Source organism: Shewanella denitrificans OS217, assembly GCF_000013765.1.
Lineage (GTDB): Bacteria > Pseudomonadota > Gammaproteobacteria > Enterobacterales > Shewanellaceae > Shewanella > Shewanella denitrificans.
Map to the genome: position 1 here is coordinate 2629333 of NC_007954.1, position 15761 is coordinate 2645093.

The following is a 15761-nucleotide window of genomic DNA, read 5'->3' on the forward strand; positions in this document are numbered from 1 at the left end:
GTGTGTTGCTGGCAAACTTAGCAAAAAATCACAAAAAATCAGGCCAGCCATTATAAAACACGGCGAAGGCCAAAATACACACTAAAAGCATCGATAATTTACTGGGCATTAAACGAATATATCAAACTGGTTCATACCGCTGGCAGACCTAAATTATGAGGGGATCCGCCAGCGCTTCAAGAAGGGGCGCCGCTTTTGGGCGTCCCACTTACTTGACTTGTTATGTTTTGTACTTGCTGAAGAAGATCCTTTTGCTGATTAGAAAGATCTAGAATCTCTTGATTTAAAGGAGGTAAAATATCTTCTAACTTCTTATTCTCAGCATCCTTGGTTATAACTGTGTACTTAAGACCGTGTTTTTGAGCTTGCTGAAGCAGCTGATTAATATATGCCCTTTCCGTAAGTATTCTCGTATTAATATATTCTAGCTGCGAGTTTAGCGCTTGAACTTTTAATGTCCTAAATGTTAACTCTGCTTGATCTTTTTGAGACACACTAGCTTCTTGGAGAGCTGTCTTTGTTTCAGATAACTCTTCTTTCTGAATCCTAATTGATTTGGTCAGCCAATAGAATGCAAAAAATGCTATTAAAGGATTTAGGACTCCTCCAACAAAATCGCCAAAAGTCCCCCAGTCAGAAGTATTATCAGAGACAACTTGTCCGGCGCAAACAAACCAAATCAAATAGCTAAATGGAACTACAAAAATAGCGGCGACAACCAGTCTCGATGTCCTTTCAATCTGTAATTCTAAATCATCCAGACTCATAGCATATTCCAATTAAAAACATAACCTTTGTATAGTGCGCATGCGCGTCTACCACATTAGACCAGTAAAAACGCGCACCGCTAACTCTTTGTATTTAGATAGAATACTCAACAATACGCTAAATACACCTGTTGGATAAACGCGCATGCGCACTTTGTCGAGACTCTTTACCCAAAAAAAGAGGAACCTATTATTTCCACAGTATCTAATCCAACACGCTGATACTACTAGTAAAAAATATGACCCTCAAGACTTAATGTGCAAAGGTTGTGTAAAAAATGACGGGATTTTTAAATTTAAGTCTTTAAACTTACAGTAAACATCAATGCTAACAAGGTGAGCCATGTCATCCCATAACAAGAGTTGCGAGACGACCGTCTACTTCTTGTTTTAGGAAATAGGGCATCGAGGCGAGCGACAGGGAAGCTCTTGATTTAACAAGCAGTGCTGCGTGTCGAAGAGCTGATGCCATGGCAAGCCTGTACGCCTGATTTACAGTAACACTAACACTTGCCTTATTAACATCGACTAATTGCTCATATAGCTCACATCCCACCTATTACCCATAAGTAAAAAAAACCTTCGCACTACAGCTGTGCTTGGGTGATTTCATCGAAGCGGTAGAGTTTGCCGCCGTATTGCTCGATAAATGCTTCGGCATCTTTTTTAACGCTGAAACTGCCTATGGTCTCCCCCATAGCGCCGGTTTGGCTGGAGCCGACCACAAACCAAGCCAGCCTTGCATTAATAAAGTGGCTGTCGTTGGGTTTGGCCCAAGGCGATAGGCTCATGTCGTGGACATACACCTCTTTAACTTGATGAACATATTCAGGATCTAGCAAAAAGCTAAATAAGTCTCTGGTTGAACAGAAGTTTTTCACTTTCTCTGAGGTTTTAGTGTATAGTTCACCTTTTGGGCCGGGGAATTCGGTGATTAACATGCCGCAAAGGTGACACTCATGGGTACTGTCAATGGCTTGGGCTTGTTTTGGGGGCGCGACAGTATCAGGGCCGCCGCAACCACTGAGACCAATGCTGACACTAATGACACTGGCGATGGCGAGAAAGGCGCCAAGGAGATTGCGGCCAAACCCTGATTTTTTACGGTTTTTGATCATGCTCTTTGTCATGGTTACATCATCCTATTGCTTGTTATTATTGATAGCTATTTCAGGTTAATACTGTCTGAACTGTTATCTGTTATTTGTTATCCGTTATCCGTAATCTATTTCCGTAATCCGTGTTCGGCTATTAGCTATCAGCTATTAACTAGAGCGTTTTGCGATTAAAAATCACCGCAGCAAGCCCTAAGGGCAGCGCTACCCATGCCGCTAACATGGCAAGCAAGGATGAGCTCGACCAGCCCGAGTTGATGGCCACAGCCAATACGCCGTTGACATCTTTTGTGTCCAGTACGGACAGATTAATTAAGCGAAATAAATCCCCAGGGTTAAACAGCATCACTTGCACTAGGCTGTGTTGATCAAGCCCTTCTTTTACCCCCACCAGCACGGCCAATAAGGCTAAATCAAACACCAATACAAAGCCGAACCACACCATAAGGGCGATGCCCGCCGCCTTAGATTTTTCAGTGACGCTTAGGCTTATCACATAGGCGATGCTCATAAAGCTTAAGCCCAGCAAAATGGCGGTTAAGATAAATAGCCCAAAGGAGGCCAACACTGGGGTAAATTCCAGCTGAAAGCCAAGTAACAGCGCCGCGCTGCCAAAGCCTAAAATAGTCGCTAGGCTGATGATGCTGCCTTGGCCTAAAAATTTTCCGATTAACAATTGGTTGTGACTTAGCGGGTAAGTGAGCAGTAACAATAAAGTGCCTGACTCTTGCTCACCGACGAAGCTGTCATAGCTCAGCAGCAAGGCGATAAGCGGAATTAGAAACACCGCAAGGCTTGATAAACTGGCAATGGTCGCCGATAAAGAGGCCACCCCAAGCTCGCCAGATGCCGCCGAGCCATAGTAGCTCAGCCCCAAGGATAAGATGGCGAAAATAGCAGTAATTGACACTAACCAGCGGTTACGCAGCCCATCTTGAAACTCTTTAATTGCAACGGCGATAACTGGGCTCATGGCTGTACTCTCTCTTCGGCAGAATGTGGTTTTGCAGCGCTTTTATCTGCAGCTTGACTCAAAAAATGTTGGTATAAGCAGCCTAAGTCCGCCGGCTCTAATTGAATGTCTTTAAGGCTTTCTAGGCTCATTAATTGACGCATTACCGCCATTTTTTGTGCTTCACTGACGTGGAGTAAATCTGCCCCCACCATAAAGCCATTGAGCGCGGCATCTTGCTGCAAACTGCCGTTTAAGCCTTGGGTGCGAATAGCCACGGGCAAGTTAGCCTGCTGCCTAAGCTCGGCCAAGGTGCCTATGGCGAGCACCTTACCTGACCCTAAAATTAAGGCTCTGTCTATGTGCTGCTCAACCCCTGGCAGTACGTGGGAGCATAAGATAATGCTGGCGCCATCACTTTTAAGCTTATCAACGCTTTGGTAAAACTCCTTGGTGGCGATAGGGTCAAGCCCCACTGTGGGCTCATCGAGCAGTAATAATTTAGGCTCACCTAAAAATGCCTGAGCAAGCCCTAGGCGCTGCTTCATGCCTTTAGAATAGGTTTTGACCGCACGGTTCATGGCATGACTTAGGCCCACTTGCTCGAGTAGCGCTAATACGCTTTGCTTATCCACAGATTTCAGCCGAGCAAAGTAATTAAGCACTTGTTTGCCGGTAAGCTCGTCGTAAAAACTCACGTTTTCAGGTAAATAACCAATGTTACGCCTGCCAAGCCATGCCTGCTTTGACATAGGGTCGACGCCAAAGACTTCAACCTTGCCTTGGCTTGGGGGCATAATGCCGAGAATAAGCTTCATCATGGTGGTCTTGCCGGCGCCATTGTGACCAAATAATCCCAGCACTTCACCTGGGGCTAAATCAAGGTCAATTTGACTTAATACTTGTTGGCCTTGGTAGGCTTTACTTGCCTGCTTGAGCGACACTATTGCGGGTGTTATTGCGGGCGTCATCGGGGATGCCATTGGGGATGTTTGGGTCATAGGGTTCCACCTGAAACGGTAACTGACACTAAATGAGGTTCTTGGGCATTTAACGGCACTGCTAACTGAGACGGTGCTAATTCTTCAGAGTGCACTAATTTTTCTTGCGCAGAGGCAAATTCAGCTTGTGAAAGTACGATTGGCTGCATCAAAGGGAAGCTGTCTTTTACCCCAGCAGGCTTAAGCACAGGGAATTGGTCTTGCACCCAGCGCAGCATTAAAATGGCGGGGCTATCAAGCAAAATTTTCGCCTCTGGGTACTGCCATACTAGCTTGTCTATGCCATCATTGGGCTCAAAGGGGGTATCGCCTCTGGCGTCATTATTAAGATCCCAGCCAAGGTAGTTACTCCAGTAATTACCCACCCCATCAAGGCTCCACTCTTCTTCGCGATTGGCCACGTATTTCACCTGCAAAGGATTGTTAATAAAGCTATTGGCAAAGACTTTGGTATTTTCAGAGCCAGCGGTGAGGTGTATGCCAATTTCAGCGGTTTTCACTAAATTATGACTTAGGGTGTTGTAAGCACTGTTGTAGACAAATAAGCCCTTACCATCGCGGCCTAAGACCTTGTTTTCAGGCTTGGTCCACACATTGGTGATGCGGTTATGGCTGATGGTGGATGAGGTAATAAAATTCAATAAAAAGCCGTAATCTTCGCTGTTATCGCTTCGATTGCCCGTTACGGTAAGTAGGCGTGAACTCATTAAGGCATAACCAGCGCGAGTATCATAAGCGCTGTTATTCATCACCTTATTGCTGTGAGAATACATATAATGCACCCCGTAGCGAAGGTTATGCATTATATTGTTTTCTATCACATTATGTTGACTAGAAATAATGTAAATCCCGTCACGGGTGCCGCTAACATCATTGCCTTTTACCAGCACGTTTTGCACGATGGAAAGCTGTATGCCGTTACCTCTGTCTGATGAGCGAAGCGCCTCATTGCCTATTACGGTATTGCCCAGCACCTTAATATGCTGGCCTTTTTGCAGCCAAATACCAAAGCCACTACCTTGCAAGTGATTATTGCTGAGCACGATATGGCTGGCTTGTTTGTCTGAATAAATGCCTGAGTCTTGGGCGGTTAAATCTTGTCCCCAGTTTTGAATGTTAAGTCCATCCACTGTGATGTGAGAATTGGTCAGCAGTAAGGCGTGGCCCTTGCCGTTGGCATCAATAACCGCCTCACCATTGCCTTTGAGTGTGACGCTTCGGGGTACCACAAAATTACCTTGGTATATGCCTTTAGCTAAGATGAGTTCATCACCATCTTGGGCGTTATTTAGTGTGGTTTGCAGGTTATCCGCTGGGGTTACGTCAATAATGGCGGCAAAGGCCAGTGGCGATAGCAGTGCTAATAACAATGGCAATAACAGTGCGTTAGCAAGCAGTACGCTTGCTCTTCGAGAAAGTGAAAAACCAAAGAATGAGCTAGGCATCATGATTGGCCTCGGCTGATGCGGCAAAAACACTGCTGTTGCCTGATGAAATGATGGGTGACGCTTAACGTCATCTTATTACTCCCTGCTTGATGTGTTAACTGTGTTGATCATAAATAAACTGCAGCCGCCATCGCTAAATTACTTAACCCTAATTAAAAAAGCCGCAAAAACTAAGAGAAGTTCTCTTAGTTTTTGCGCTTAAGGCTTACGCTTCTACTAACATACGGCCGCGCATTTCCATGTGCAGTGCATGACAGAACCAGTTACAGTAATACCACTGCACCCCTGGCTTATTGGCGATAAAGGTCACAGAAGCAGTGGCCTGTGGCGCCACTTCCATCTGTACCCCGTGGTTAGTCATACAGAAACCGTGAGTCACGTCTTCGACCTGATCAAGGTTAGTCACCACAACCGTCACTTCATCTCCTAGCTTGACCTTGAACTCATTCATGCCAAAGTTGGGTGCGATAGAGGTCATGTAAACACGCACCTTGTTACCATCACGGATAACCTTGTTGTCCATCTCTAAGGTGACACCGTCTTGCTTCGCCATGGCAACAGTGTCAGCAAACATAGGATCATCACGGGTCCACAACTTCTGTGGCTTCACTTTACTGCGGTGCACTATCATACAATCGTGGGGTTCTGCGAAGGTTGGGCCATCGTGAACTAGCTTCATTTCATCACCAGAAATATCAATTAATTGATCGTTTTCTGGGCGAAGCGGCCCCACAGGTAAGAATCTATCTTTAGAGAATTTACACAATACAACCAACCACTTGCCATCAGTATCACGGGTTTCACCCTGTGAAGTATGGTTGTGGCCTGGCTGGTAATGCACATCAAGCTTTTGACGCAAGTAATTTACTTTTTCGCCATTGTAGGCCTTGATCGCATCTTGGATATTCCACTTAGCGATTTGGCTGTCTAAGAACAAGGTCGTAAATGCGTTCCCCTTGTTATCAAATGCCGTGTGCAGTGGCCCTAAACCTAATTCTGGCTCGGCAACGATGGCATCCCTTGGCTGGATTTTGCCGCTAAATACATCATCTAAACGGGCAATTTCAACCACAGAAACCGTGGGTGATAACTTGCCGTTAGCGACAAAGTACTTGCCATCTGGTGCCGTGTTAATCCCGTGTGGGGATTTAGGCACAGGGATATAACGGGTTAAGTCAGACCCTTTTCGGCCATCAAGTACAGGCACCTTGTTGCCATTGTAGTTAGTGAACTTGCCCGCTTTTAGTGCTGCTAAACAGCGCTCTAGACTGAATACCACCACGTGATCGCGTTCAGCGGTGATCATTTCACCTAAGTTCATGCCCATTTCTGAGTTATAACAGGTGGAGAAGAAGTACTTACCGTCGTAATCCGCATCTGTGTTATCTAAGTTACCGTCAACCATCACTTGGAAAGCGACTTCCATTTTTTCGGCATCAATCACGTTAAACAGCGAGCGGTAAGTCGAGACATCTTCCAGTGACGCTTTGCCATCATTGTTCATGGGGATTTCGAACTCACCATTACAGATCACATACTTGGTATAAGGCACTTTTTGTACCCGTAAACCGTGAATCGCCTGCACGTTTGGAATGGTGATCATCTTGTCTGTTTTCATCACATCACAACGAATACGAGCCACACGAGAGTTGGCTTTATCGTTGATGAAAACGTACTTACCGTTGTAGCTACCGTCGGTCATGCTCATGTGTGGATGATGGGAGTCGCCTGTCATTAAATGGGCACTGTCACCTTTAATGCGTTTACTTTCGTTAGTAATACCCCAGCCTGTAGCACTGTCTATGTTGAATACTGGAATACGCATCAGCTCACGCATAGAAGGAATACCTAGAATACGCACTTCACCTGAGTGACCGCCGCTCCAAAAACCATAGTATTCGTCAAGTTCACCAGGATGCACCACGGCGCTAGCACCTTGGGTTTGGGTTTGTGCTTTTGCCATAGAGGCAAACATGGCTGCCGTCATTGGCGCGGCAACGGCGCCTGCACCTATTAGTGCCGAGCGCCCCATAAAGCTGCGGCGGCTTGAGTCTTGGAGTTCAAGGCTCTTATTCTCGCTATTCTCGCTCATCGTTTTTATCTCCATCGTGTTAAAACATCAGCATTACACTTGCTGTTTTGGGGTATCACAAAAGTAATTCATCACATCATTAACTGGCCACATTGACCGCATCAATTTGATGCTCTTTGTATTTGTTTTTCTTGTAAGCCAGCTTTTTAAGTGGCGGACATTTTTCATCGTTAAAATAAGTAATTTGGCAATCGAGGCAGTAATGGCATTCACGCATGTTGATCACCCCATTAGGTTCAATAGCTTGAATTTCACACTCTGTGGCGCAGGTTTTACAAGGCGTGCCGCACTCTTCACGGCGCTTAAGCCAATTAAACAAGCGAGCACTGTTGCTTACCGAAAGCGCAGCCCCCAGTGGGCACAAATAACGACAGAAGGTTTTGCGGTTGACTAAATTAAGTAAAATCAAAAAGCTTGCCCAGAGGACAAAGGGCCACTCGCGGTCAAATTTAAGTAAGAAGGTGGTCTTGAACGGCTCAATTTCAGCCAATTTCTCCGCCATGGCCAGCGAATCGAGGGACACACCAAACAGTACTAATAGAATTAAATATTTAATCGCCCAAAGACGTTCATGCACCGCAAAGGGCAATTCAAATTGGGGGATTTTTACAAAACGGGCGAACTGATTGACCAGTTCCTGCAGCGCGCCAAAGGGGCATAACCAGCCGCAGTACACAGCCCTGCCCCAGAGTAAAATGGTCACTGCCACCGCCGCCCAAAGAATAAAAATAATCGGGTCAAGCATGAATAAATCCCAGGAGAAGTTACCCATTAAAGATTGCAAGAAGGTAAACACATTCACTACCGACAACTGCCCGCCCCAAGTCCAGCCCACTAGCACCACAGTGGCAATCAAAAAACCATGGCGCAGGTTATGAATAAAGGTGGGGTGACGCACTAATACATCTTGGAAGAATAAGATCAACAGCAACACAGTGATCATTATGCTGAGCGCTATCACTTCATAGCGTTTCTCAAACCACACTTGCTCAATTAAGCTGCGTTCTGGCTCAGGTATGATCGCCGCTGGCGTATCCACATACTTGGGCAACATCTGGTATTCGCCCTTAAAGCTTGTGAATAGGCTATCGATAGGACCCGTTTGCCGGCGCACTAACAGCTCTAATTGCCAAGGTGCACCTGGGTCAAACTCATAATGCGCCTGGATGCGAAACACCGACATTTCCGCAAAATGCGGCGCAGCTTCGATGGCAAGATCCGTTAAACGATTGTGTTCGAGATCGCGAAACGAGATGGCCTCATCCCCTTGGTGCAGCTGAATACGGTCAAAAATACCGCCGCGCACATAACCCGAGCCCTTAAAAGAGTAGCCATTGCCCATGAGGACCAATAAATGCTCGCCCTTAACGAGTGGGTCAACAAGCCAAGCGTTATCCGCCTCACTGAGTAAGTTTTTACCTATAGTTGGTACATCCAATAAGGCGTAATAGATTTCGGCAAACATGTCTTGTTTTTGCGACGCGCTGGCTTCATCTACGTGTTCAGCCTCTGTGCCCATAAAGGCATCATCCACCACGGCACGCTTTAAATAGAGTTTACGAATCGAGCCATCGCCTGTGAGGGTCTGCCAATCAGCTTTAGCAAATACGTCAGGCTTAATGGTTGAAAGAGGCTGAATAATGCCTTTTTTAATTTCAATTAGCCCCAAGGATTGCGCCACCTTAGTGGCCGCCTTAGTAATAGCGACATTCATCACCATTACAGTCACAGTCGCGCCCGATAAGCCGTCTATGGCTATGGTGCCTTGGCTGGCATTGCCGCCAACCTTGATCCTGTCTTTTACATTAAGCCCTTGGTATTGGTCGGTAAATTTCCACAGTTTAGTTTCTGGAATGCCCGCCAAAATAATGGGTTCGTGATGCTCGAGCACCTTAGCGCCTAAGTATTGCCCTTTGGCATCTATAGCCACCAGCATGTTGACAGGCTCGCCAGAGTAAGCCGGAATTTTAGCGATATCATTGGTTTCAAAGGCATAACCTAACACCTCCTCACCTTGATGAACCGTCCAAATAGCAGGCTCACCTTGTTTTTCACTTATGCTACTGGCAGTGGGGAATAGCGCTTGAATTTCAGGCATGGCGGGTTTTGCGGGGCTGACAAATAATGCCGCAGCAGGGAAAGCCATCCCTAACAACAGACTCAGGAATAAAATTAAACTTTTGATATTGTTAAGATTCACGTTCACCAACAGCACCCTGCCTCCAAGCATTTTTTGCCTATGCGACAAAATGCCGCACCCATCAAAAAAGCATGTTACATGCGCCTTTAATACTTTTTAGTGACTTAGATCAATAAAGGAAAGCGAACTTGAGCCCACAAGGGCATTGCATAGCCGAATTGTGACTCAGGTTAAATTAGTGAACAAAGTGTGATATTGCGCAGAATGCGCGAGTTAATCAGGGGTAAACAGGATGAGATAAATGCAAAAACACTTTGCTTAGCTATTTTGCTAGCTATGTTTGCTAGCCATCTTTGCAAGTAATGTTCCTTGAAAGGAATATTTATTATCAATAAGCTGAATGACGCGTATTGCCGTTGGCTGTTATATCAGCCCTCGCTCAACTTTACATTCATAAGACGCCATTTCAAATTCTCGACAAATCAAGGGTCTATTCTCATAAATCGTGCACATATAAGTCTCACGGTCCACAGCCGAACACCAACCATCATCGAGTCGCAACATGGTTTCGCCGCCCCATCTATCACGGGAAATATGCTGCTCTGGCACCCCTGTGTCGGTAATTATCATCACCTCTAGACGGCAGCACGTGGCCTGGCAATTTGAACAACTGACTTCGATTTCTGGTAGGTTTTTAATAGGAATAGTCATGGGTAAAATCAATATGAATAATTGCCAATTTTACCCCATCTAGACTCGGTTTAATATGCCTGTGGGATTAATTGAATTACGGGGCTTTTTTCTGTAATGCACCTTCTTGCAGGTCAGTTTTTGCCGATGAGTTTGTTTGCATAACCCCAGAAAAACCGCTTTCTAGGCGGATCAAGAATGCTGTGAATTGACTCATGCACAGGCCCAGCAAACCGCCTAACATCAAGGCGCTAGTGAGCGCTAAGATATTAGGACCCAAGGCAAATGTGGCGCAGCAGCCAATAAAAGTACCGGGAATAAAGGCCAATCCCCGATAGCTTGCCTGCAAACACATGCCCATGGTGACAAGGCCCGTCAGGGCATAACCCATCAAGGCTGAATCGAATAGACTACTCGCTGAAATAATAAGCCAGGCCCAAAACACCCCAGATAAGTTAGTGAACCACGCCATCAATAAGCCTTTCACCCCAGTGTCTGTTTGCGCGAAAAACGTGCTGCAACCTAAAAATCCCACCCAAGTCACCAGGGAAAACGCATCCGCAGCGCCGCACCAAAGCGCAGCTAATAAACCGGCAGAAATAGCAATTGGCCAACGATGTTCCATAACTCACTCCAGACTGCCCAAGGCAGCAACAACAGAATGTTGTTAAGTTACCGCTAAATTGCTCGTAAAAAAACAATTTATGCCATTATTTGTGATTAAAAACCTAAAAACCGCCTTGAATGGTCAAAGTTTGTGTTTTTTTACTACAAGGATGACAATGAATTCAGCGTTCTTCATTAGTGACACTCAATTTAATAGGCTCATCATGCTTAAACCGTGAACTCTTTGCTGACGGGTAAGTCCCGCACCCGAATACCGCAGGCGGCATAGATGGCATTGGTCAAACTCGGTGCCACTGGCGGCACCCCAGGCTCACCCACACCGGCAGGTTTCGCATCCGACTCAATCAAAGTCACACTGATCTCGGGGCTTTGAGATAGACGCAGCACAGGATAATCATGGAAATTGGATTGCACCACTTTGCCCTCTTTAAAGCTTATCTCCCCCATCATGGCAAGGCTTAAGCCAAAAATCATCGCCCCTTCTGTCTGAGACTTAACCCTATCTGGGTTCACCACCAAACCTGCATCTATCATGGCGATGCACTTAAGCACCTTAAGCTGCTTATCGTTAACTTCGACTAAGGTCGCCACCGCCACGTAACTGACGAAACTTCTGTGAATAGCAAAGCCCCACCCTTGGTTCGCCTTAAGCGCAGGTTCAAGCTTAAGCTTGGCCTGCATATCATCGAGCAATCTGTGATAACGGCCAACATCTATGGGGTGATCCGCTTGTTCCTCACCGTAATTACTGTATTCAAACCCTTGATCCTTAAAGGTCTCTATCCGCGCAGATCCGAGCAACTGACGCCACATCTCGATGCAAGGCAGCTTGGCTTTTAGGGCCAGCTCATCGACGAAACTGCCAATACCAAAGGCGTGCTGAATATTACACACAGAGCGCATCCAACCAATGCGGGTATGGGCCTTGGCCTTAACCGACTCTAAACGTAGGCTTTCCACCGCCAAGGGCACGTCGGTAAAGCCTAAATCCAGCTCGCCCGCTGAAGGCTCATCCACCCCTTCGGCAAAGGTTGAGCTAATAGAGGGGAAACCACTGCGGGCAAGAAAGGCCACCAGCTTATTGTCCTTGTCGAATTTGGCCTGATATAACTGGGCACTGATGGCGTGATAATAGCCGTTCTGAATTTCATCTTCTCGGCTCCAACACACCTTCACTGGACGCTTAAGTTTTTGGGATAACACTGCCGCCTCGACGCTAAAGTCGGGTTTAGATTTACGCCCAAACCCGCCGCCCAATAAGGTCACATTGACCTTGACTTGCTGTTCTTCAAAGCCAAGGGCTGCAGCCACATTTTGCTGAGTACTTTGTGGTGTCTGAGTCGATGACCAGAGCTCGCAGGCTTTGCTGCTGACCTTGGCCGTAGCCACTGGCGGCTCCATCATGGCATGGGTCAGATAGGGTAAGGTATACACGGCTTTATGAGTCTGTGTCTCTGGCCAGTCCGTGGTTTCGGGGCCAATATGGCGCAGGGTTTTACCCGGCTGCCCCACGCGCGTCACCAACTCTGCAAGATAGGCATCTGAATCATGACCGTCGTTTGGGGCTTGTGTCCAAGTGATTTTTAGGGCTTTGCGCCCTTCGATGGCGCTCCAAGTATTGGTCGCAATCACTGCCACCCCGCCTAAGGGATGAAACAAGGGGGCACCTTTTGGCACCGCTAAGCGGACTATGTCCACCACTCCAGCAATTTTACGTGCCTCACTGTCATCTAAACTTGCCACATCACTGCCAAGCACGGGCGGGCGGCTGATACTGGCATGCATCAAACCATGCATACGAATATCATAGCCATACACGGCTTTACCTTCGATCATAGCGTCCATGTCGACTATGGTGTGCGACTTACCTATATGAGTAAATTCACTGGCAGGCTTGAGTCGCACGCTATCGGCATCTGGCATGGCCAAGGTAGATGCGGCTATGGCAAGTTCACCATAACTTAAGCTCTTGCCGCCAAGGCTTTCAATGTCTGCCCCTGTAGCCGCATCTACTAATAAATAGACTCTATGGCCCTTAGCTTTAACCTGTTCTATAGCCACCTGCCACTGATTGGCGGCGGCTTGTTCTAGCATGGTGCGCGCCATCGCGCCCATTTGACGCATTCTATGAAAATGCTTGCGAATAGAGCGGCTACCGTCTGTGTTTTGACTGCCATAGCGCTTATCGGCAAGCCCTTGCACTACGATTATTTTGTCCCAATCGGCTTCCAGTTCATCCGCAAGCACTTGGGGAATACCGGTGCGAATGCCCTGACCCATTTCCGAGCGATGACAGGTTAAATACACCTTGTTATCTTCGCCTATGGCGATAAAAAGATTCAGCGCCGCCTGTTTATCTTGAGCCAACGCCATCGGGCTCCAGCTTAGGCCACTAACCCCTAATGCAAGGCCTCCTCCCACGGCGCCAAACAACTTAAGTACATCTCGGCGGCTTACATTTTCCACTGCTGTAAATTGTGTCATGTTCATGCCTCCGAAGCGGCTTGAATTGCCGCCTTGATCCGCGGATAGGTGCCGCAGCGGCAAATATTGCCCACCATGGCCTCATTAATTTGCTGCTCGCTCGGCTTTGGGGTACTGGCTAACAATGCCGCCGCCGACATCAATTGCCCCGCCTGACAATATCCGCATTGAGGCACATTATGTTCAAGCCATTGGGCTTTGAGTTTATCCGCTTCTAAGCCCTCAATGGTGGTGACTTGTTTGCCTTGCACTTGGCTCAGGCTTGTCAGGCAGCCTCGCACAGGCTTGCCATCCAGATGTATGGTGCAGGCGCCGCAAAGGCCCGCGCCACAACCAAATTTAGTTCCTGTGAGACCAATTAAATCTCGAAGGGCCCACAGCACCGGCATCTTAGGATCTGCATCCAAAGTAAACTTGCGACCATTGACTAGCAGAGTCTGGGTTGAACTTGGCATCACTCACTCCTTGGTATTGTAGCGCTTAGCGTTATCGAGTTATGTGCCCTGATCCTTAGTGAGGGCTGGCGAGACTTGGATGTCTAGAACTGTGCACCGAGAACGGCGCGCCTAGGCATCAGCCAACCATAAGGATAACTCTGTTTGGGTGTCGATATCTATCGCCGCTTGTTCCAGTGGCAATAGCTGTAATTGTTGACGGTTATGGCGTTCAACTAAAATGGCCTTAGCGCCTTTATCTGCGTTTAATTGACTCAAGGCAGAAAAATCATCAGCTAAAAAAATAGCAGGAACCCCAGGAGTTTGCCGATAAAAAGCCGCCGTTGTCTGTCCGCTATGGGGAGCGCCTTGTGAAAATCTGCCACAAAACAGCGCGAATAGCGCAGCGTAATCGTGAGACTCGAGAGCCACTTGATCGGCTAATGTCAGCAATAAGGCATCGGCATCAAGCTCAGCTGCATGCTTAACCGCGACTCGAATCGAGCTGCTTAAGCCTTGATGCCAATCTGGATTTAGCCGATAAGCCATGCCGCTTGGCAATAGCGGGGCTAAGCACTCATGGTGGCCGCCCAAAATGACTGTCACAGGAGAGAGTTCGAGCCTAGAAATGTCAACACTGTGATTAACACTTGCGTTTGAATGCACGCCGTCTTGCTGAGCCTGAAACTGCTCACAGCCTAGCTGCAACTGCTGAATGCTGTGCTCGAGTAAAAGCTTGCCATTATTAAGCCTGCTCATAAGCTTTACCCCATTAAAGCGCCGACTGCCTCCGGCGGCCAGTATGACGGGCACCAATCTAATCGGTTTATTTAAGGGCATCCCATTACCTCATCGAGTGCGATAATAGCGCTGCCATGAAGCACCCCATGGCATTGTGACACTATGCTAAGGGCCACTGAACTTGGTAACTCACCGCCTAAGGCAAGACCGGCTGGCGCCGAGAAAAAGCACTTAATGTCTGCCAATTCAAGTCCCGCTATTCTCAAGACGCGATCCCGCCTTTGGGGCGGGCCCAGTAAGGCTAAATAGGCTAGGTTATTATGGGAGTGCGGCTGGGAAAGCGATGCCAGCAAGGAGAGCGCCTTGGCGTCTAAATTTAAGTTATGACTCATGACAATTGCCGCATCTAAGCGCTTAAGTATTGCGGGTTCTATGGCGTCAAAGGGGCCTTTGACTACCTTGACCGAGGGAAAATCATAAAGCCTGCCATAGGCGCTGCGCTCATCAAACACGCTCACCTGCCAGCCCAGTTGCTGGGCCATCGCCGCTACAGGCTGTGCATCCAGACCCGCGCCAAAAATGCCTAATGCGATGGGCGGTGCTAAACGCATAGTTAACACCTCATGCTTATAAGCAGTGACAGCCTTATGCGCCCCCTTCAATTGAGCTTGAGTCAAATTGTCGGATAAAGGCACTATGCTAAGCTTGGCGCTTGCCTGCTGACACGGACTGGCGTTTGCTGGCAAACTCAACTCATACTCGACGCTATCCCCTCGCGCTAATGCCGCTAATAACGGGTTAAAACCGAGATAATCGTTAGCTTTAGTCACTGTCACTAACATGATGTTCACTATGCCGCCACAGCCCAGCTGATAACTGCTATCTGACTCATCGCTGGCATCATACTCAACCTGAGCAACACATTGGCTTTGGATGACCTGCTGCGCATGACGGCGAAGGTCCGCCTCTAGGCAACCACCACTTAACATGCCATAACTCTTACCCATGGGGTGAAATAACATCATGGCGCCAGGTTTTCGATAAGACGAGCCCTGAACTTGAGTCAAGACAGCCAACACCCAAGCCTCATCGGGGCTTTGATGCCATTGTCGCAACAAATCTAACAGGTCATGGGTCATAATAAATGCAAGCCATTGCTTTAGAAGAGGTTAATCTAATCAAGTTAGCAGACTAATGTAAATGATGAAAGAAATTGCTGTGGATGAAAAAACAAACAGGATTTAAATTTCAAAAAAGTGCCCTAAGGTAT

General features: G+C 47.3%; 13 protein-coding genes. All 13 read right to left on the reverse strand.

Features of this window, described 5'->3' with window-relative positions; genetic code table 11:
- Positions 1-176: 176 nt before the first annotated feature.
- Complete coding sequence (locus SDEN_RS19855) at positions 177-767, reverse strand: hypothetical protein (protein WP_049763028.1); 591 nt, start codon at positions 765-767, stop codon at positions 177-179.
- A gap of 587 nt (positions 768-1354) precedes the next feature.
- A complete protein-coding gene (locus SDEN_RS11510; protein WP_011496648.1) occupies positions 1355-1897 on the reverse strand; it encodes a nitrous oxide reductase accessory protein NosL in 543 nt (180 codons plus the stop codon).
- Positions 1898-2036: 139 nt separating this feature from the next.
- Positions 2037-2855 carry an ABC transporter permease gene (locus SDEN_RS11515; protein WP_011496649.1) on the reverse strand — a complete coding sequence of 273 codons (819 nt, stop codon included), beginning with the start codon at positions 2853-2855 and terminating at the stop codon, positions 2037-2039.
- Complete coding sequence (locus SDEN_RS11520; RefSeq protein WP_011496650.1) at positions 2852-3835, reverse strand: ABC transporter ATP-binding protein; 984 nt, start codon at positions 3833-3835, stop codon at positions 2852-2854. Before SDEN_RS11520 ends, SDEN_RS11515 begins: the two co-directional genes overlap by 4 nt.
- Positions 3832-5283, reverse strand: coding sequence for a nitrous oxide reductase family maturation protein NosD (locus tag SDEN_RS11525; protein WP_011496651.1), 1452 nt, complete (start codon positions 5281-5283; stop codon positions 3832-3834). Before SDEN_RS11525 ends, SDEN_RS11520 begins: the two co-directional genes overlap by 4 nt.
- A gap of 205 nt (positions 5284-5488) precedes the next feature.
- Positions 5489-7375, reverse strand: coding sequence for a TAT-dependent nitrous-oxide reductase (gene nosZ / locus SDEN_RS11530; RefSeq protein ID WP_011496652.1), 1887 nt, complete (start codon positions 7373-7375; stop codon positions 5489-5491).
- A gap of 79 nt (positions 7376-7454) precedes the next feature.
- Positions 7455-9605, reverse strand: coding sequence for a transcriptional regulator NosR (gene nosR / locus SDEN_RS11535; protein ID WP_011496653.1), 2151 nt, complete (start codon positions 9603-9605; stop codon positions 7455-7457).
- A gap of 333 nt (positions 9606-9938) precedes the next feature.
- Positions 9939-10226: a YkgJ family cysteine cluster protein gene (locus SDEN_RS20255; protein WP_011496654.1), complete on the reverse strand. Its 288-nt coding sequence runs from the start codon at positions 10224-10226 to the stop codon at positions 9939-9941.
- 76 nt (positions 10227-10302) lie between these two features.
- Entirely contained in the window at positions 10303-10830 is a 528-nt protein-coding gene (locus SDEN_RS11540; protein WP_011496655.1) for a DUF1097 domain-containing protein, read from the reverse strand.
- A 209-nt stretch (positions 10831-11039) separates the two neighbouring features.
- On the reverse strand, positions 11040-13316 hold the full coding sequence (locus tag SDEN_RS11545; protein ID WP_011496656.1) for a xanthine dehydrogenase family protein molybdopterin-binding subunit: 2277 nt from the start codon (positions 13314-13316) through the stop codon (positions 11040-11042).
- A gap of 2 nt (positions 13317-13318) precedes the next feature.
- Positions 13319-13771 (reverse strand): (2Fe-2S)-binding protein, encoded by a 453-nt coding sequence (locus SDEN_RS11550; RefSeq protein ID WP_011496657.1) that lies wholly within the window; start codon positions 13769-13771, stop codon positions 13319-13321.
- Between the two features lie 111 nt (positions 13772-13882).
- On the reverse strand, positions 13883-14590 hold the full coding sequence (locus SDEN_RS11555; protein ID WP_011496658.1) for a nucleotidyltransferase family protein: 708 nt from the start codon (positions 14588-14590) through the stop codon (positions 13883-13885).
- On the reverse strand, positions 14581-15630 hold the full coding sequence (locus SDEN_RS11560; protein WP_011496659.1) for an XdhC family protein: 1050 nt from the start codon (positions 15628-15630) through the stop codon (positions 14581-14583). The genes SDEN_RS11555 and SDEN_RS11560 overlap by 10 nt, the downstream gene beginning before the upstream one ends.
- Positions 15631-15761 lie beyond the last annotated feature (131 nt).